Source organism: Roseibium aggregatum (assembly GCF_014692675.1).
In the GTDB taxonomy this organism is placed as follows: Bacteria; Pseudomonadota; Alphaproteobacteria; order Rhizobiales; family Stappiaceae; genus Roseibium; species Roseibium aggregatum_C.
This window is the reverse complement of record NZ_JABFCZ010000013.1, coordinates 110,444-129,445: the sequence shown is the minus strand read 5'-3', so window position 1 is coordinate 129,445 and position 19,002 is coordinate 110,444. Positions and strand designations below refer to the sequence as shown.

Below are 19,002 nucleotides of genomic sequence, written 5' to 3'. Positions count from 1 at the left end.
GCAAGGGCTGCTTGCGGAAAAGCTGCTGTGCGGCTGCTGCGCGGGACAAACATTCCCTTGGCAGTGCCGGCGCCTGGCGCCGCCGGGGAACGGGGCCTGACCCTAAAGGTGCGCGCCTTCGGGAATGATCGATGGCTGGCTGTTCAAAGCCTGGATCGCGAAACCGGCGACCGCCTTGTACTTGGCCGCATGGTCGGCCAACTCTTCCTTGGAGATGACGTCGTTGATGTTCTTGAATTCGCCGCCGCAGCGGTCTTCGACCACCTGCAGCACCGCATCGGGGCCGCTGCCCCGGTTGGTCAGGACCAGCTTGGTGGTGAGGGGAAGCATGTCCTCCTCGTAAGCCTTCAGGGCTGCGTGGGTCACGCCGTGTTCCAGCATGGCCGCGCCAAGCCTGCGGGCGTCGACGATGGCCTGGCTGGCACCGTTGGAGCCGACCGGATAGGTGGCGTGGGCGGCATCGCCCATCAGGGTCACGTTGCCTTCCGTCCAGTGATCGAGCGGGTCGCGGTCGACCATCGGGTACTCGTAGACGGCGTCCGCGCCGGCGACGAGGGCCGGCAGGTCGAGCCAATCGTAACGCCAGTCGGTAAACCGGGGCATGAAGTCGTCGATATTCGCCAGCCGGTTCCAGTCGCCCCGGTTCCACCCTTGGGAGGCATCGAAGGAGAGTTCCGTAATCCAGTTGATGGTGGCGAGACCCGTTTCCGGATCGGCTTCGGAAATCGGATAGGCGACGATCCGCTGGGTGGCATGGCCGATCATGACCATGGTCGCGCCGGTGCGGAACGGCTTCGCCCTGGCCGTGCCGCGCCACAAGACCGGGCCGCCCCATTTCGGCGCGCCTTCATCCGGGTTCATTTGCGCCCGGATGGCGGAGTGAATGCCGTCGGCGCCGATGACCAGGTCGCCTTCCACGGTCATCTCGGAACCGTCCACGGTGGACTTCAGGTGGAGGGCTGCACCCTTGTCCGTATTGCTGAAGCCGGTTGCCCGCTGGCCGGCAACGACGCAGTCCGGTCCGGCGCGGCGGACGAGTTCCCGGTAAAGCATCATCTGCAATTCGCCGCGATGGACCGAATATTGCGGCCAGTTGTAGCCCGCCCATTTGCCGCGCGGCTCGGTCCAGATCTCCAGTCCCTTCTTGGAAAACAGGCCGAACTCCCGTGTCTGGACGCCGATCTTCGGCAGGCTGTCTTCAAAGCCCAGTTCGTAGAGTTCGCGGATTGCATTGGGCTGCAGGTTGATACCGACGCCGAGCGGTTTGATCTCGGGGGCTGTCTCGTAAATCCTGAAAGGCGCGCCGATCTGGTGGCAGGTCAGTCCGAGAGCAAGTCCGGCGATACCGCCGCCGGCGATCAGGATGGTCATCAATGCTTTCGGGTCTTCGGACCCGCCTCCCGTCTATTCTTTTTCAGCCATCGTCGCCCGGCCGGAGTTTTCGCATTCCGTTGCAAGGGCTGCCGCTGCTAAGTTGGTTTCGTGATACAAAACATCACCTGTGAAGTAAACGAACATGTCGAAGGGCCGGGCTTGCAAGGTGAAGCCGGCATCTTCCGAAATGAATTCGAAGGGGAACGATCTTGGTTACACCGGTCCTGACGCATTTCTGCGATCTCACCGTCGAACTGGCCGATATCATGGAAATGGGGGAGGGGCGGGCCGGAAAGCGGCGCATCATTCCCATCATCGGCGGGACCGTGCGCGGTCCGAAAATTAACGGAAAGATCCTCAACCTGGGTGCGGACTGGCAGACCGTCTTTTCCGACGGCATGGCCGAACTCGATACCCGCTACGCATTCGAAACCGATGACGGCGCGATCATCGAAATCCGCAATTTCGGCTATCGCCACGGATCCCCGGAAGTCATCGCAGCGGTCGGGCGCGGCGAGCCTGTGGACCCGTCGCAGTATTACATGCGTACCCATGCCCGCCTGGAAACGGGCGACGAGCGCTATGCCTGGGTGAACCGCATGCTGTTTGTCGGCGCGGGCGGGCGGAACAGGAATTCGGTGGAGATTTCGCTCTACGCGGTGGAATAAGACGGCGCTGGACGGGCGAGGGCGGCGGGTTACAGCGGCCAGAAGATCAGGATGGCCGGGACCGAGACCCCGAGCACAATGAGTTCCAGCGGCAGGCCCAGACGCCAGTAGTCGCCGAAACGGTAGCCGCCGGGTCCCATGATGATGGTGTTGTTCTTGTGCCCGATCGGCGTGAGAAACGCGCACGACCCGGCAACCGCGACGCCCATCAGGAAGGGGTCCGGATTGACGCCCAGCGTCTGCGCGATCTGGAGCCCGATGGGGGCTGCGATCAGGCAGGTCGCGACATTGTTCAGGAAATCGGACAGGGTCATGGTGACCGCCATCAGCACCGCGAGCGCCACCCAGGCCGGATAGCCGTGGGTGACATCGACAATACCAGACGCAATCAGTTGCGCACTGCCGGAGGTTTCGAACGCCTGGCCCAGCGGGATCAGCGAGCCCAGCAGGACGATCACCTTCCACTCCACTGCCTCGTAGACTTCCCGTCCGCTGATCAGCCCGGCCAGGGCATAGACGATGGTGCAGGCGGCGAGCGCGACCGGCAGGTAGACAAGACCGGCGACGGCGGCGGCAATGGCGAGGCCGAATGCGGCGATGGCAAGGATGGCCTTGTTGCGCTGGATCAGGCCGGTGCTGCGGCCTTCGAGCGGCAGCGCGCCGAGCCAGTTGATGGCGGCCTTCAGACGATACTCGGACCCGAGCAGCAGGAGCACGTCGCCGGGCTGGATCGTCAGGTGCCGCACGCGTGCGTGAACGCGCCGGCCCTGACGGGACACGCCGAGCAGGGTGACGCCCTGACCGTGCAGAAGGCTCATGTCGAACGCGCTGCGGCCGGAAATCCGGGCGCCGTCGGGAACGATGGCCTCCTTCAGAGTGAGATTGCCGCCGGTCAGTCCGCCGCTGTGCTTTTCAGATCCGGCGAAATCGAGTTTGGCTGCGCCCATGAAGGCTTCGATGGCTTTGGGGTCGCCTTCGACCACGAGGAAATCGCCCGGCGAAATCGGTTCCTGTCGGGCAAAGCCGCGCAGACGGCGCCCGTTGCGGATCAGACCCAAAATGTTGAGGTCGTTTTCATCGGCGACCGGATAAAGATCGCCGACCGTCGTTTTTTCTTCCTTCGCGCTTTCGCCGACCCGCAATTCGGCAATGTAGAGGCTCGCTTCCGGATCTTCGGAGACCGGCGCTTCGGTAACGCGGGACGGCAGCAGCTGCCAGCCGATCAGGGTAACGAAGAGAACGCCGATCACGGCCACGGTCAGGCCGACAGGAGTGAAGGCGAACATGGAGAAAGGCTCGCCGAGCGCATCCTGGCGGTATTGCGCGACCACGATATTCGGCGGCGTGCCGATCAGCGTGATCATGCCGCCGAGAATGGTCGCGAAAGAAAGCGGCATCAGGGACAGGCCGACCGAACGCCCGGCCTTCTTGGCGGCCTCGATGTCCAGCGGCATCAGAAGTGCCAGGGCTGCGACGTTGTTGATGATGGCGGACAGGCCGGCACCCACCACGGACATCAGTCCAATGTGGGTGAACAGGCCGTGCGAGGACGACAGCAACTTGCCCGCCACGAGCTCGATTGCGCCGGAGTTCATCAGCCCCCTGGAGACGATCAGCACCAGCGCAATGATGACCACCGCCGGATGACCGAAGCCTGAAAACACCGCATCCTTGGGGACCAGGTGCAGGACGGTCGCCAGCACAAGCGCGGCAAAGGCGACCAGGTCGTAGCGGATCCGCCCCCAGATCAACAACGCAAAGACCACGCCGAACAGGGCGAACATAAGGGCTTGGTCAAGTGTCACGAAATGGATCTCCGGGCCGGTTGCTGGAACAGACTGCAGTTTGAAACCGGGAGACCTTAGTCCGGATAAGAAGCAGAGGTCGAGGGGTTTGTTCCCACGCAGCAGATACGGATCGGATGGGCGGGGACGGCGATTTCGCGCCGCCCGCCGGTGACATTGTCCGCAGGAGTTCAGGTGTTGAACTTGAACAGCAGGATGTCGCCGTCCTTGACGATATATTCCTTGCCTTCGTCGCGCGCCTTGCCCGCTTCCTTGGCTGCCGCTTCGCCGCCAAGCGAGATGTAGTCGTTGTAGGCGATCGTCTGGGCGCGGATGAAGCCGCGTTCGAAGTCGGTATGAATGACCCCGGCCGCCGCCGGCGCCTTGGTGCCTGCGGTGATCGTCCAGGCACGGACTTCCTTGGGGCCGGCGGTGAAATAGGTGATCAGGCCGAGCAGCTCATATCCGGCGCGGATCAGCCGGTCGAGGCCGGGCTCCTCAAGGCCGATGGTTTCCAGGTACTCGTCCTGCTCGTCCTTGTCGAGCTGGGAGATTTCCGCCTCGATGGCGGCCGAGATGATAACCGAACCGGCGCCCTGCGCCTTTGCCATTTCCTCGACCTTTGCCGACAGCGCATTGCCGGTTGCAGCCGACGCCTCGTCGACGTTGCAGACAAAAAGCACGGGCTTGGAGGTCAGGAGGTTCAGGCCGTCCAGGATTTTCTTCTCTTCCGGATCGTCGAGTTTCAGCAGGCGCACCGGCTTGCCGTCCTGTAGCAGTGCCAGAGCCGCTTCCATGATCGGAATGACCGCCTTGGCTTCCTTGTCGCCGCCGGTCGCCTTCTTCTTCAGCGGTGCGATCCGGCGCTCCAGGCTTTCCAGGTCGGAGACCATCAGTTCGGTCTCCACCGTCTCGGCGTCGGCGATCGGATCGATGGTGCCTTCCACGTGGGTGATGTCGTCATCCTCGAAGCAGCGCAGCACGTGGACGATGGCATCGACCTCGCGGATGTTGGCCAGGAACTGGTTGCCGAGGCCTTCGCCCTTGGACGCCCCGCGCACGAGGCCGGCGATGTCGACGAAGGTGATCCGGGTCGGGATGAGTTCCTTCGAGCCGGAGATCTTCTGAATGGCGTTCAGACGCGGGTCGGGAACGGCGACTTCACCGGTGTTCGGCTCAATGGTGCAGAACGGATAGTTCGCGGCCTGCGCGGCTGCGGTCTTGGTGAGCGCGTTGAAGAGCGTGGACTTGCCGACGTTGGGCAGTCCGACGATGCCGCACTGGAAACCCATGGATAATCGCTTTCGGTTTGGATGTCTTGGACGTTGCCGCTATGTGCCGGAACGCCGGGGGAAGGTCAAGGGGCGTGAAACGCCGTGGGGCGGAGGATCGGCGGCATGTTATACCGGCACATGTCATCGCCATGAGATCGGTCCGCATTCGAGTGGTCTTTGGATATCGGGTGCCGGTATTTTTCGAATGTTTCTTAACGCTACGTGATGTGCTGTCATAGGGGTCTGTGTTCGTGCCTGTGCGGGGGTAAAGCGCCGACCATGATCAGCGATGCAAAAGAATTTCGAGAACAGCTGGCAGTTTATATCGAGAATTACGATTATCGCGTCGGGGAGAGCGACGGCGGATATGTTCTGGCATTGAAAAATCACGCCAGGATGCCCTGGAGCAGCCGAAAACGAAAGCGCCTCTTCAAAGGCGTGGCCCCCTCCTCGGACTTCTATGAGCCGGTTGCAACCGCGGCGCTGGACTATCTTATCGACACGCAGCCGATTGCGACTTTTTTCGATCTGGGCGCAGCGCACGGGTATTTCTCCTTCCTTGTCGCGGGGCGGAGCGACAAGGACATCGATGCCCATGCATTCGAGATACAGCCGAACGTCTTGAAACGTATCCAGGATCGCGTCGCAGAGACGGACAGCAAATGGGTAAAGGCTTACCTGAGCGGTATGTCGGACCGCTATCAAGGGGAGCAGAAGATCTGGTATTCGGTCAACAAAATGTTCCAGACGGAGCCCGATCCGTCCCAGTACAGGGACAATATTTTCAAACGCCTGAAGTTCAGGCTGAAAGGCCGGCCGGATCGAGACCGCCTGAAAACGGCGCTGGTGACGATCGATAGCATCGATCATTTTTGTGCCGTCAACGAGGTGGCGCCCGACGCCATCAAGATCGATGTTGACGGCTATGAGCACAAGGTCATTCAAGGCGGGCTTGAGACGTTCGGGAAATGCCGCCCTTTCATCCTGCTCGAAATTCACAGGATGAAGTTGCTGAACCGTTTTGCGGCATCGCGCCGCGACGTCGTCAAGCCCTTGTTCGATCTTGGCTACCGCTGCATCTTTTTCAAGGATCACCACACGCTCGCCAAGGCGGACCCGGTTCTCGTCGGTCGTGATGATCCCCTGTGGGACCGGGACCGGACGGATTTCGTCCTGTTTTTCTAAAACCGGCCCGCGCTTTCCGATCTCCTCCGCCTGTGGGTGGCGAACAGGACTTTACTGCAGGCCTGAGGGGTCGATGATACCGCGGCTGCAGGCGGAGGTGGTCTCATCGGCCGCGAGCATCAAGGTGCCGGGATCGATGTCCGGGGTGATGGTGCCCTTGAGACTGATCCAGAGTTCGGTGACCAGCCGTCGGCCGCCGTCGGAAACGCATTTTACGTTGACCCGTGCACCGGTTCCCGCGCCGAAGGCTTCGTCGAACCTGGCGCGGATGTCGGCGGCCGAGACTTCATTGCCGACGTTGTTGGCGAAAAACTCGCCGACTGCCGAACTGTTGACCGCATCGGTCAGCCGGAGCATGTCGTCGAAATATTCATCCGCTCCGCCGGCGCCGTGATAGCAGGTGCCGTGTTTGATCCATTCATGATTTTGCAGATCGCTCGCGGTTCCCGGCATCGCAACCATCAGGTCGTCGGCGGTATCCGTGTCGATGTCCGGAGCCGGGAGCACATGCCAGGTATCGGGATTGTCGAGGGATTTTATGCTGGCCGGTACGCCGCAATAGATGTTGGTTTTCGGCTGGGGCCAAAGGCCGTGGATGGATAGCTGGCGCGTGGCGAAGGGCAGGAGGCCGCCGTTCAGGTTCCGGCATTCCGTCTTGGCCGGCCGTGTTTCGCAGAAGGCGGGCTGCCAGCTCAGGGTCAGCAGGTTATCGGCAGACTCCGCGCCGGGTTGCGGCGTCAGCGTCCCGGTTCCGGTCGTGGTTGTCGTTGTAGGCGTGTCGGCGCGGATGGCATGGACGCCACAGGACGCGCTGACCCAGCGCTGGTCCGTGACCGGGGCACCGGGCACGCGGACCTGGAAGAAATCGCCGCCGGGTTTGTTGATGCCGATCATGTCGTAGGCGGTGCGGGGAACCGTCGTGATGTTTCCCGGATTGGTTTGTTTGTTTTTCGACTGATAGGCTTCGCAGGTCTGTTCGGCGATGAAATAGCCGTCGAGATTTTCAAATGCTCGAGCCGGTCCCGCAAAGACCGTGAGGATCAGAAGCAAACTGGACAAACGGCGCATGGCGAGCCTCCCCGGACGGTGCAACGCAACCCGTCCCGGCAACAAGAATGCTGCCGGGGAATGTCCATATTATGACGTGTGTTTCCTTGTTTGAAAACCTTGACGTGCAGCGACCGGCTCCGTCTGCGGTCTTCAGTCCGCCTTTTTCTGGATCTCCACCGAGTGCGGATAGGGGATCGAGATGCCTTTTGCGTCGAAGGCTTCCTTGACCTTCTTCGTCATGGCGAACTTGAGCTCCCAGTAATCGCCGGCATTGCACCACAGACGGACACCGAGATCGACCGACGACTCCCCCAGGTTGGTCACCCGGATCCAGGGTTCCGGTTCCTTGTGTACGCGCTCGTCCGCGACGGCGAGATCGGCGATGATGCCGATCGCCTTGTCGATGTCGTCGGAGTAGTCGATGCCGAAGGTGAAATCGACCCGACGCGTCGGATGGGTGGAATAGTTCGTGATGATGGAGCCCCAGGCCTTGCCGTTGGGCAGAACGATCTGGACGTTGTCGGGCGTTGCCAGTTCCGTCATGAACAGGTTGATGTCCTTGACCGTTCCCGACGTGCCGCCGATGTCGACATATTGTCCGATCTTGTAGGGGCGGAACATGATCAGCATGACCCCGGCGGCCAGGTCGCTCAGCGTCCCTTGAAGCGCCAGGCCGATGGCCAGCGTCGCGGCACCGAGCACGGCGACGAGGCTTGTCGCCTGGATGCCGAACAGTTGCAGTACCGCTATGATCGTGACGAGCAGGATCAGCCACTTGATGATCGATGCGGCGAAACTGCCGAGCGTGTCGTCGATCTTTGGGCTTGCGTTGACGCGCTTGCGCACGGTGCTGCTGAGAAAGCCGGCGAGAAACCAGCCGATGATGAGAACGACAATCGCCTTGGCTGCGTTGAGAAGGAGGGGTGTGTAGGCACTCGCCTCCGCGATCATAGTGTCCATGGGCCTTCCTTTGGCTTAGAGGTCAGGCTGAGACGCCGGTTCGAAAACGCCGTACGTACGCAAGTACGTAGTTTAACGGATGAAACGCGAAGATAAAGCCTTGCCCGGGGACGGTCCCGTCGGGGCTCTAGTCTTTCTGACCGAGCAGCTTCTTGAGCATGTCGGCCATGGGGCCGGACTTGGGCAACTCCGGGGCCTTCGCCTGACGGGCCTGGCGAATGTGGCTTTGTCCCTTGGCTCCGGGCGACCTGGGGGACTTGGGGGCAGAAGTCTTCCCGCCCTGTTCCCCGCCTGCCGGCCTGGGGCCGCCACGCTTCGCCTTTTCCGGTTCGAGGGCGAGGGTCAGCTTGTTCGCGAACTGACTGTCCTTGCCTTCCGCGAGCAGATCGGCGTTGCCGGCGATCTCGCCCAACAGCGGCTCGAGCCAGTCGGCGTCGGCCTTGGCGAAGTCGCCCAGCACATAGTTGGAAACGAGCTTCTTGTCGCCCGGATGACCGATGCCAAGACGCAGCCGGCGGTAGTCGGCGCCGATATGGGCCGTGATCGAGCGCAGGCCATTGTGGCCGCCGTGCCCCCCGCCGGTCTTCATGCGGAATTTCGCCGGCGGCAGGTCGAGTTCATCGTAGATGACCACGATATCCTGCGGTTCGACCTTGTAGAACCGCATGGCTTCGCCGACGGCGCGGCCGGACTCGTTCATGTAGGTGGAGGGTTTTACCAGCAGCACCTTCTCGGATCCGAGACGGCCTTCGGAGACCTGAGCCTGGAAACGGGCGCGCCAGGGAGAAAAGGAGGAATGGCAGCGGTGGATCTCGTCAACGGCCATGAAGCCGATATTGTGCCGGTTGCGCTCGTATTTTGCTCCCGGATTGCCGAGACCAATGATCAGACGCATGAGATGCTCCCAGCTAATTCCAGATCCGTATCGCGTATTTCTGCCTGCGAAAGGGCCTGGAAACAAGAAGGGGACGGCCGACCGTCCCCTTCTGAATGCGTATAAGCGACAAGTAAGGCTTAGTCTTCGCCTTCTTCTTCGCCTTCTTCTGCAGCTTCTTCGGCTTCGTCCGTTTCCTTCAGGCCGGCCGGAGCGGCGATCGTCGCGATGGTGAAATCGCGATCGGTGATCGTCGGCTGGCAGCCTTCCGGCAGCTTGACTGCGGAAATGTGCAGACTGTCGCCGAGTTCGGCGGTCGCCAGATCGAGGTCGAGGGCTTCCGGAATTGCCGTTGCCGGAACGGTCATTTCGACCGTGTGGCGGACAATGTTCAGAACGCCGCCGCGCTTGATGCCCGGGCAGGTTTCCTCATTGAGGAAGTGAACCGGAACGTCGATCGTCAGCACCGCATTCTTGGAAACGCGCAGGAAATCAACGTGCAGCAGTTCATCGCGAACCGGGTGCAGCTGATAGTCCTTGGCGATGACCTGATGCTTTTCGCCTTCGACATCAATGGTGCCGAGATGGGTCAGGAAACCGCCTTTGTGCAGGGTCAGCGTGGTTTCCTTCACCGGAATGGTGATCGGCAGGGCAGGTTTCTTGTCACCGTAGATAACGGCAGGGAGAAGGCCTTCGCGACGCAGTGACCGAGCGGCCCCCTTGCCCACCCGTTCCCGTGCCGACGCCTTCAGCTCATAGCTGGCAGCCATGGCAAAACTCCTTCGGATGTTTTGAAATGGGCCGGCGATCCACTGCGCATTCATCTTGCGATCAATGCGCCGCGCACCGGAATCGGCCCGTAAGCGCCTCCTCCAGGGGTGCAGGCGCGGGGGTGCTATAGCGGAAAGGCGCCTGTTGCGCAAGCCGGAAGCTTGTTTCTGCGCCTGGTCCTCCTGTCCGGAAATTCAGCCGGAATGGGATGTCTGCGCGGCTTTTGGCGCTGCAGCAATGAAATGATGCTGTGCGGCAAGTATTTGTCATCATGCGTTTTTCAGGAAAGAGCAGGCCTTTCCGCGAAGGCGTGGAATTCATTCATCGTTTTTATTTGTATGAATTAGCAGGTTGTAAACAAAAATTACAGCATGTGTATATTATAACTTATACAACCCTAGGTAATAGTTATGATTATAACTTTTTTAAACTATTCATCTTCTACTGATCCATAGAAGAGAAATGGGAGATACTGATGAAATTACTTACTAGTGCAGTTCTGGCAGTCCTGATCGGTTGCAGCTCGGTTGCAGCCAACGAATTCCAGAATGAGTTGACGGCCCTGGCTTCCGGAAAAATCGCGGAAATCGCAGGTTCCAGCGAAGTCGTTTCCGCCGTGAAGGCCCAGAACGAACAGACGGCCGGTTATGATCAGGCCAAGATCGACGAGCTCGACAAGCAATGGCGCGCGGAGGCGGATGCCGCCGACCAGCCGATGATCGACAAGGTCCTTGAAAACGACCTTTCCGCCTATCTGGCCGATGCCCAGGGCGCCAGCGATGGCCTCTTCACCGAAATCTTCGTCATGGACGCGAAGGGCCTGAACGTCGGACAGAGCGACGTGACCTCCGACTACTGGCAGGGCGACGAGGCCAAGTGGAAGGAAACCTTCCTCAAGGGCAAGGGCGCGGTTCATGTCGGCGACCTCGAACAGGATGAAAGCACGCAGATGCTGCAGAGCCAGGTCAGCGTTTCGGTAACCGACCCTGCCTCGGGCGAGACGATCGGCGCGGTCACCTTCGGCGTGAACGTCGACGAACTCTGACTTTTTTGATGAAGGGCGCTTCGGCGCCCTTCATTGGCCAAGAAATATTAAGGGGAGCTTTGAGGTGAGGGTATCTACGAAACTGCCGTCGGTCATTGTCGGTATTGCGCTCCTGTGTTCGGCCGGCGTTGGTATTGCCAGTTACCTGTCGGGTGCAAACAGCGTCAACGCTCTGGCCAAGGAGCGCTTGATGGCCGTCGCCGAAAGCCGGAAGGATTCCCTGATCGACGAATTGGCAACGGTTCGTGCGGGCATTCTGTCCAACGCCGAAGGGCAGACCATTCGCGCCGCTATTGCCGATTTCGAAGCAGGCTGGGCGAAATACGGCGACGAGGCAACCGCACGGGTCCTGAAGACCTATGTGACGGACAATCCCCATCCGGAAAACGAGCGGGCCGAACTGGTGAAGGCGGGGCGCAAGCCCTACGACCGTTCGCACGCGAAATTCCACCCGCTGCTTCGACGCTACATCGCCGACAACGGCTATGAGGATCTGATGCTGATCGATCCTGAAGGCAATGTCGTCTATACGGTCAACAAGCTCGGCGATTTTGCCGCCGACCTTCGCTCCGCAGAGTGGAAGGACACCAATCTCGCGAAGGCTTTCGAAGACGCAATGGCCGCCGATACCGGCACTGCAGTCCTTTACGATCTCGAGCCCTATCAGGCGCACAACGGCGAACCTGCCGGTTTCATGGCCACTCCGATCGGGATCGGTTCGAAAAAGCTCGGCGTCCTCGTCTATCAGGTGCCGACCGACAATATCAGTGCCACGCTGGGCAAATATGCAGGCCTCGGGGAAACCGGGAATGTCTATTTCATCAACGGTGAAGGCATCGTGCAGAACGACAGCCTGCGGACCGCCGACGCTTCGGAACTGATGAGCGATGTCCTGAAGCGGGACGAGGTGCTCTCCGCGCTCGGCGGCAAGCCGGAGTTCAAGGAGCTCTATGACTTCGACGGACGTGAAGTCGATGCGGCCATCATTCCGTTTGACTATCTGAACAAGCCCTTCGCCGTTGTCGTGGTCCAGGATGTGGCGGAAGTGCAGGCGCCGCTGGCCAGCCTCAGGAACTGGATCCTGGGCATTGCCGCCCTGAGTGCCCTGATTGCCGCTGCCGTCGGCGTCTATTTCTCACGAAACCTCAGCGGCCGGATCCGGCTCCTGTCCGACACGATGATGCAGCTTGCCGACGGTAACACGGATGCCGAGGTGCCGAGCCAGACATCCAACGATGAAATCGACGACATGGCCAAGACGGTCGTCGTGTTCCGCAACAACGCCATTGAACGGGCCCAGCTGGAGGCCGATCAGCGATCGACCAGCGAGGCGCGCGAGCGGCAGGCCGAAGAGGTTCGGGCCCTGATCGACGGCTTCCGTTCGGAAGTGGCGGACATGCTGGATGCGGTTTCAAGCAATTCCGAAGAGATGCGCAACGTCGCCGAAGGCCTCAACGAAATTGCGGATGCGACCGCCGGCGAAGCGGCCGGAGCGTCTTCCGCGTCCGAGCAGGCCTCCAACAACGTTCAGACCGTTGCCTCGGCGGCGGAGGAACTGGCGGCCTCCATTCAGGAGATCAGCCGGCAGGTCGAAAGCACCACCGGTATTGTCGGCAAGGCGGTTGAAAATGCCGCGCAGACCAACGACAAGATCGGCGGTCTTGCGGAAGCAGCCCAGCGGATCGGCGATGTGGTCAAACTGATTTCAGACATTGCCGAACAGACCAACCTGCTTGCGCTCAATGCGACGATCGAGGCGGCCCGGGCCGGCGAGGCCGGGAAGGGCTTCGCCGTGGTGGCATCGGAAGTGAAGGAGCTGGCGACCCAGACCGCCAAGGCGACCGAGGAAATCAGCACCCAGATCAACGAGGTGCAGGATGCAACCCGGGAAGCGGTCGTGGCGATCCAGGGGATAACCGACACCATGGGCGAGGTGAACTCCTACACCACGACGATTGCATCGGCCGTCGAACAGCAAGGCGCTGCGACCGGCGAGATTTCCTCCAACGTCCAGGAAGCTGCGTCCGGCACGCTGCATGTGGCAGAGACGATGGTCAATATCTCCGACAAGGTCCGCGATACCAGCGAGTCGGCCTCGAAGGTTCTGGAAGCTTCCGCAAGCGTAAGTGACCGGACCGGAGAGCTGCGCCGGACCGTCGACAGGTTCTTGGCCGCGGTTGCGGCAGCCTGACCGAAAGAAGCGGAAACGCAAAAAGCCGGCCTCGAGGGCCGGCTTTTTTTATGAGCGTTCGAATTCTTATCAGCTGAACAGGCTGGAGACGGATTTTTCCAGGGCCGTCCGGTTGATCGCTTCGCCGATGAGCGGTGCGATCGAAATCGTGCGGATGTTGGCAGCCGCCGTGATCGCCGCCGTGGGTTCGATGGAGTTGGTGATCACCAGTTCCTTGAGCTTGGAGGAGGTCACGCGGGCGACCGCGCCGCCGGACAGGACGCCGTGGGTGATATAGGCGGTCACCGACTTCGCGCCGTCCTTCAATAGCGCCTCGGCGGCGTTGCACAGGGTGCCGCCACTGTCGACGATGTCATCGACGAGGATACAGTCGTAGCCGTCGACGTCGCCGATGATGTTCATCACCTCGGACTCTCCGGGCTTGTCACGGCGCTTGTCGACGATGGACAGCGGCGCCTCGATGCGCTTTGCCAGCGCCCGGGCGCGGACCACGCCGCCGACATCCGGGGAGACGACCATGACGTTGTCGGTCGCGTAGCGCTCCTTGATGTCGCGGGTCATGACCGGCGCGGCGAACAGGTTGTCGGTGGGAATGTCGAAGAAACCCTGGATCTGACCGGCGTGAAGATCGAGCGTCAGGACGCGGTCGGCGCCGGCTTCGGTGATCAGGTTGGCGACCAGTTTGGCCGAGATCGGCGTGCGGCCTGAAGCGCGGCGGTCCTGGCGGGCATAGCCGAAATAGGGAATGACGGCCGTGATCCGGCGGGCCGACGACCGGCGCAGCGCATCGATGATGATGAGCAGTTCCATCAGGTGGTCGTTTGCGGGGTAGCTGGTCGGCTGGATGACGAAAACATCCTCGCCGCGCACATTTTCCTGAATTTCGACGAAGATTTCCTGGTCGGCGAAGCGCCGGACCTGGCAGGAGGCCAGGGGCACGTCCAGATATTTGGAAATCTCTTCCGCAAGGGCTCGGTTGGAATTGCCCGCGACGATTTTCATAAGCCGCAAGTCCTTCTGGTGCGACGCCGGGCGGGGTCTGGCCCTATATCCCGGTACGGTCCTGGTTCACATCGTGCCGCGCGTCCAAGCCGCGCTGGCCAGCCCTTAGCAGGCGGCGGCGTTTTAGCAACCGCTTTTGCATCCGACAACCGCACGAGCGCGGTGTTTTCATCCCTTTTTGCAAAATTCTTTCATAAAGGATGAAATTGCGCCGGCAAATCGGTCACCGGCGGTTGAGCCAGGCGACAATTTCCACCACCGAACGGTTGGCTATTCTTTCCAGTGTCGCCGAATCGATGGCCTGCCATGGATCCCCCTTGGTCCCGCCGACCGTTTCGCTGCCGGAGATACGCTTCAGGCGTGTTCCAGCGGGATCGACGATGTCGAAGACGTAAAACACGGTTGCCGAGGAGGGCTCGCCGGTGGCCGACAGGTATCCCTTGACCCGGTAGTTCGATGCAGCGCCGACCCGGCGCACGAGGATCAGGCCCTGCTTCTGCGCTTCAATGCCGATATAGCGGGACAGATCGTCGGCGAGATTTCCCGGCGCACCTGTAAAGGGCTCGAAGGCAAAGGTGGCTTCCGACGGGGTCGCGGGAGGCGGCGCCGGAGGCGCCTGGTTCGGGGATGGCGAGCCGAGCGGCGCGGGAGGTTCCGGCAGGCCCTGACATGCGGCAAGGGTCAGAACACTCAGGATGGCGAGAAACCGGCGAAGGCCAGCAGCGGAAGGCAGGGTCATTGGCACGTTCGTAGCTCGCGGGCTGTTCGATGGCTTTCGGGTGCAAGTTTCGGGTCAGTCGAATCTGGCTGTACCGGCAGATTTAGCCCGACTTGACCGGAAGGTCGAGAGGCAGGGCTGAAAGGCATTCCGGCGGCCCTTCGGTGGTCAGGTAGGTCTGTCCGACTGTCATGGCGGTTTCGGTGACCGAATCCATCAGGATCATGTGCATGAAAAGCACCATGTTCGGACGGACTTCGGCCGGGTTGCCCTTGTAGGCCATGGGCGGGTCCATCCAGCTCGGTGTGAAGCGGGCGCCCAGGGAATAGCCACAGGTGTTCAACCGGTGGGCCATCATGTCATGCGCGTCGACGGCTGCGGCATGGGCTTCGAAAATATCGCCGAAGGTGAAGCCGGGCCGGAGCTTTTCCTCGACTGCGCTGAGCGCATCGCGGGCGGCCTGATACATTTCCTCATGGCGCGCCGTCGGTCTGCCGACGACAACGGTGCGCATCAGCGCCGCATGGTAATGGCGGCAGACCCCGGCCCATTCCAGGGTGATCTGATCGTTTTCGTCCAGCGTGCGGCGGCCGCTCTTGTAGCGGCATAAAAGGGCGTCCTTGCCGGATCCGATGATGAATTCGTTGCCCGCATAGTCGCCGCCGCCTTCAAGGATCACACCCTGCATGGCTGCAAGGATCCGGCCTTCGTCCGCTCCGGGGCGGATTTCATCCATGGCGGCGTGATAGGCCTTGTCGGCGAGAGAGGCTGCCTGGCGGACGTAGGCGATTTCCGCAGGGCTCTTCACGGCCCTGAGCCTTCGAACGATGCGGGACCCGTCGCTCAAGTCGGCGAAGCTGTTGAGCTGGGCGTTGATCTCGATCCCGATCTTTCCCGTCATGCCATGGGTGTCGTATTCGATGCCGATCTTCGCACCCAGAAGGTCCATGTCGAACAGGAGATCCTTCAACTGGCCGACCGGGCTGGCATCGGGCAGGTCGATCCAGATCCGGATGTCGGAGATGTTGGAGGTATGGCGCGCCTGGCGCTGGTCCGCAGAGCGGGTCAAAAGCACCATCCTGCCGTCAGCGGTGACCACAAGACACTGGAAGAAGCAGAAGCCGAAGGTGTCGTAGCCGGTCAGCCAATACATGCTTTCCTGGGCGAACAGCAGAATGGCGTCGAGCTTTTCCTCGCTCATGCGCTGCTTCAGGCGCTCGAACCGGGCGTCGAATTCCTCCTGGGTAAAATGCAGCGCCATGGCTAGTCTCCGTCAAGCACGATGGCCGATATCAGGCGGCCGTAGTCCGGTTCGCCGCGATGGGTGGTGCGCCGGTAGGAAAAGAACCGCTCCTCGTCGGCATAGGTGCACAGATCCAGGTTTCGGCTGTTTTCCAGCCCTGCCGCCTTCAACCGGTCGACGATGAAGGCCGGCAGGTCGAACTGGTGGTGATGCTCGCGCGGGGACGGGCGGAAATAGCGCTCGTTTTCTTGTGACATTTCCAGAAGGCGTTCCCGGAACTCGGGCCCGACCTCGTAAGCCGCCTGCGAGATCGTGGGGCCGAGAACGGCGGCGATCCGGCTGCGGTCGGCGCCAAGCGCTTCCATGGCCGCGACGGTGTTTTCCAGAATGCCGGAGATCGCGCCCTTCCAGCCGGAATGGGCCGCGCCGATGACACCGGCTTCCCGGTCGGCAAACAGCACAGGGCCACAGTCCGCCGTCGCCACGCCGATCAAAAGGCCTGGCCGGTCGGTGACCAGCGCATCGCCCCTGCGGTCGGCGTTGTCGTCGAACGGAGCGTTCAGGGTGATCACTTCAGCGGAATGGATCTGATAGGGGGTCGCCAGTCGCGACGGATCGATACCCAGTTGCCGGGCGACGCGCGCCCGGTTCTCCGCGACCTGTTCGGGATGATCGCGCGAGCCGGTGCCGATGTTGAGGCTGTCATATATTCCGGAGGAAACGCCGCCCCGGCGGGTAAAGAACCCATGCCGAACCCCGGGCTGTTTGAGTTCCTCAGCCTCGATCATCCAATTTCTCCGCCGCGCATATCGGTAAATCCTTGCTGGCTTCCGGCTGGCATGTCAAATGGCGCCAGTGGACGTCCGTCGCCACTGAGCGCCAGCACCTTGAAAAGCGTGCCCATCTGGTCCGGCGCGGCCAGGCGTTCAACCGCATCGCGGATCGTTTCCTGAACGCTATGGCTTTTGCCCGACCCAAGCGCGCCGGCGCGCTCCAGCAGGCCGAGCCGGAGCAGGAACTCGCCCTGTTCCAGCGGCGGCAACGGTATTGCGCCGCCGTCTCGTGCAGCCCGCGCCAGCGCCTCGAAATTCACATGCGCGGTCAGATCGGCCTCGCCCGGATGGGCGAGCACGTCGTCATGGGTATGTTTGTAAAGCGCCTGCAGCGTGTCGCCGGTCGCGGTTTTCAGGTAGCCGTAGTCGATGATGAGCGCCGCGCCGCCGTGGCGCGCCAGGCGCGTCCCGATCTCCTGTGCGATTGCATTGGCCGCGGGCTGGGTTTCGAGAATGGTTCCGTGCGGTGCGGTTTGCGCTGCCGGTGGCAGGTCGGTGTCGTCGAGCCGGGCCGTGCCGACGCCGAAGCACAGCTCGCCGGTCTCCGACAGGCCGATCATGCGTTCCCGCCAGCCGTCTGCGGTCCGGACATACTGATGGATCGGCAGGGCATCGAAGAATTCATTGGCGACGAGGATCAGCGGTCCGTCGGGAACATCGGCGAAGCGATCAAGGAACGCGGGCGCGAGCGGCGCCTTTTCCAGCGTCTTTGCCTGTATCTTGCGGAGCGTCGGGCTGGTTTCCACGAGAGACAGGCTGGCCGCCTCGACGAACTCCGGGCGGAGCGACGCCATGCGCAGGAGATCCGCCATCAGGGTGCCCCGCCCGGGACCAAGTTCGACAAGCTGGAAGCTGTCGGGTGCGCCCAGGTCCTTGAACGCCTGCAGACAGAAGGCGCCGATCAGCTCGCCGAACATCTGGCTGACCTCGGGGGCCGTGGTGAAATCGCCTTTTTTCCCGAACGGGTCCCGGGTGATGTAATAGCCGGCATCCGGGTCGGCGAGGCAGGCTGCCATGTAGTCGGCGACCGTGACCGGTCCGTGGGCGCGGATCCCGGCCGTCAGCTTGTCCTTCAGGGCTGCCCCGCTCATGCGGAGCCCTTGTGCCGGCGGGCGGCCCAGATCATGGCGATCAGGCCGGCGAGCATCATCGGCACCGACAGCAGGATGCCCATGGTCACGAAGCCGCTGAGATAGCCGATCTGGGCGTCGGGAACCCGGTAAAGCTCACCGAAGGAACGAACCAGACCGTAGCCGAAGGCGAAGGCGCCGGCGATGAAGCCGGGCCTCTGCAGCATCTTGAACCGGTGGCTCAGGAGGCGCATGACCAGAAAGAGGGCGATGCCTTCCAGGGCGGCCTCGTAGAGCTGGCTCGGATGGCGTGGCTCCGGGCCGCCGGTCGGAAACACCATCGCCCAGGGCACATCGGTCACCCGGCCCCAGAGTTCCCCGTTGATGAAATTGGCGATCCGCCCGAAGAAGAGGCCGATGGGAGCCGCGCAGCCGGCAAGATCGAACAGCGTCCAGATCGACAGGCCTCTTTTCCAGGCAAACAGGATCATGGCGATCACGGTGCCGGTAAAACCGCCGTGAAACGACATGCCGCCGGTCCACACGGCGAAGATCTCCGCCGGATGGGAGAGATAATAGGCGGGATTGTAGACGAGCACATAACCGATCCGGCCACCGAGGATGATGCCGATGGTGCCCCAGAGCACGAAGTCGTCCATGTCGAGCGGGGTGGGCCGCTTGAGGCCGTTCCACAGATTGTCGTTCAGCACCAGGCGGCGCATGTAGCGCCAGGCGAGCAGGATGCCGACGATATAGGCAAGCGCATACCAGCGGAGGGCAAAGGGGCCCACCTGGATCAGCACCGGGTCGATGGCGGGAAAGGGGATGACGAAAAGCGGCATCGGCGCAGCGACTCCTGCTGGCAGGGAAGGGGTGCCGGTCCCGGAGCCGGTCCGGCGCGGCCAGACGCTGGCCCATTCGGCCCCGCCGCGTCAAGAGCACGGCGCGTAACCGGCCGTC

At 61.8% G+C, this 19,002-nt stretch carries 17 protein-coding genes; 4 read left to right on the top strand and 13 right to left on the bottom strand.

Annotated elements, in window-relative coordinates; genetic code table 11:
• Positions 1-102: 102 nt before the first annotated feature.
• Entirely contained in the window at positions 103-1,371 is a 1,269-nt protein-coding gene (locus HK439_RS13220; RefSeq protein WP_190291978.1) for a flavin-dependent oxidoreductase, read from the bottom strand.
• A gap of 212 nt (positions 1,372-1,583) precedes the next feature.
• Here HK439_RS13220 and HK439_RS13215 point away from each other — a divergent pair, with 212 nt between their 5' ends.
• Complete coding sequence (locus tag HK439_RS13215; protein WP_190291977.1) at positions 1,584-2,042, top strand: DUF3237 domain-containing protein; 459 nt, start codon at positions 1,584-1,586, stop codon at positions 2,040-2,042.
• Positions 2,043-2,071: 29 nt separating this feature from the next.
• On the opposite strand, the gene HK439_RS13210 is transcribed toward HK439_RS13215, so the two are convergent.
• Both HK439_RS13210 and ychF read right to left on the bottom strand, forming a co-directional pair.
• The gene (locus HK439_RS13210; RefSeq protein ID WP_190291976.1) at positions 2,072-3,847 is read right to left on the bottom strand and encodes an SLC13 family permease; all 1,776 of its coding nucleotides are present in this window, start codon (positions 3,845-3,847) and stop codon (positions 2,072-2,074) included.
• Positions 3,848-4,017: 170 nt separating this feature from the next.
• Complete coding sequence (gene ychF, locus HK439_RS13205) at positions 4,018-5,118, bottom strand: redox-regulated ATPase YchF (protein WP_190291975.1); 1,101 nt, start codon at positions 5,116-5,118, stop codon at positions 4,018-4,020.
• Positions 5,119-5,379: 261 nt separating this feature from the next.
• Here ychF and HK439_RS13200 point away from each other — a divergent pair, with 261 nt between their 5' ends.
• Positions 5,380-6,285, top strand: coding sequence for an FkbM family methyltransferase (locus HK439_RS13200; protein ID WP_190291974.1), 906 nt, complete (start codon positions 5,380-5,382; stop codon positions 6,283-6,285).
• A 51-nt stretch (positions 6,286-6,336) separates the two neighbouring features.
• Here HK439_RS13200 and HK439_RS13195 read toward each other — a convergent pair whose 3' ends face one another.
• The 4 genes from HK439_RS13195 to HK439_RS13180 form a co-directional block, all read right to left on the bottom strand.
• Positions 6,337-7,353, bottom strand: a complete 1,017-nt coding sequence (locus HK439_RS13195) for a ribonuclease T2 family protein (protein WP_190291973.1) — start codon at positions 7,351-7,353, stop codon at positions 6,337-6,339.
• A 132-nt stretch (positions 7,354-7,485) separates the two neighbouring features.
• Complete coding sequence (locus HK439_RS13190) at positions 7,486-8,295, bottom strand: mechanosensitive ion channel family protein (protein WP_190291972.1); 810 nt, start codon at positions 8,293-8,295, stop codon at positions 7,486-7,488.
• Between the two features lie 127 nt (positions 8,296-8,422).
• Positions 8,423-9,190 carry an aminoacyl-tRNA hydrolase gene (gene pth, locus HK439_RS13185; protein ID WP_190291971.1) on the bottom strand — a complete coding sequence of 256 codons (768 nt, stop codon included), beginning with the start codon at positions 9,188-9,190 and terminating at the stop codon, positions 8,423-8,425.
• Between the two features lie 119 nt (positions 9,191-9,309).
• Complete coding sequence (locus HK439_RS13180; RefSeq protein WP_190291970.1) at positions 9,310-9,939, bottom strand: 50S ribosomal protein L25/general stress protein Ctc; 630 nt, start codon at positions 9,937-9,939, stop codon at positions 9,310-9,312.
• A gap of 476 nt (positions 9,940-10,415) precedes the next feature.
• Between HK439_RS13180 and HK439_RS13175 the strand changes: the two genes are divergently transcribed.
• Positions 10,416-10,985, top strand: a complete 570-nt coding sequence (locus HK439_RS13175) for a cache domain-containing protein (protein WP_190291969.1) — start codon at positions 10,416-10,418, stop codon at positions 10,983-10,985.
• 64 nt (positions 10,986-11,049) lie between these two features.
• A complete protein-coding gene (locus HK439_RS13170) occupies positions 11,050-13,176 on the top strand; it encodes a methyl-accepting chemotaxis protein (RefSeq protein ID WP_190291968.1) in 2,127 nt (708 codons plus the stop codon).
• A 69-nt stretch (positions 13,177-13,245) separates the two neighbouring features.
• Here the strand turns inward: HK439_RS13170 and HK439_RS13165 are convergent, their stop codons facing one another.
• The 6 genes from HK439_RS13165 to lgt all read right to left on the bottom strand — a co-directional run bounded on the left by HK439_RS13165 (position 13,246) and on the right by lgt (position 18,884).
• Entirely contained in the window at positions 13,246-14,178 is a 933-nt protein-coding gene (locus HK439_RS13165; protein ID WP_190291967.1) for a ribose-phosphate pyrophosphokinase, read from the bottom strand.
• Positions 14,179-14,401: 223 nt separating this feature from the next.
• A complete protein-coding gene (locus tag HK439_RS13160) occupies positions 14,402-14,917 on the bottom strand; it encodes a hypothetical protein (RefSeq protein ID WP_190291966.1) in 516 nt (171 codons plus the stop codon).
• 82 nt (positions 14,918-14,999) lie between these two features.
• Positions 15,000-16,157, bottom strand: coding sequence for a M24 family metallopeptidase (locus HK439_RS13155; RefSeq protein ID WP_190291965.1), 1,158 nt, complete (start codon positions 16,155-16,157; stop codon positions 15,000-15,002).
• A gap of 2 nt (positions 16,158-16,159) precedes the next feature.
• Complete coding sequence (pgeF, locus tag HK439_RS13150) at positions 16,160-16,927, bottom strand: peptidoglycan editing factor PgeF (RefSeq protein ID WP_190291964.1); 768 nt, start codon at positions 16,925-16,927, stop codon at positions 16,160-16,162.
• Positions 16,924-18,063, bottom strand: a complete 1,140-nt coding sequence (locus HK439_RS13145) for a class I SAM-dependent methyltransferase (protein ID WP_190291963.1) — start codon at positions 18,061-18,063, stop codon at positions 16,924-16,926. Before HK439_RS13145 ends, pgeF begins: the two co-directional genes overlap by 4 nt.
• Positions 18,060-18,884, bottom strand: coding sequence for a prolipoprotein diacylglyceryl transferase (gene lgt, locus HK439_RS13140; RefSeq protein WP_190291962.1), 825 nt, complete (start codon positions 18,882-18,884; stop codon positions 18,060-18,062). Before lgt ends, HK439_RS13145 begins: the two co-directional genes overlap by 4 nt.
• Positions 18,885-19,002 lie beyond the last annotated feature (118 nt).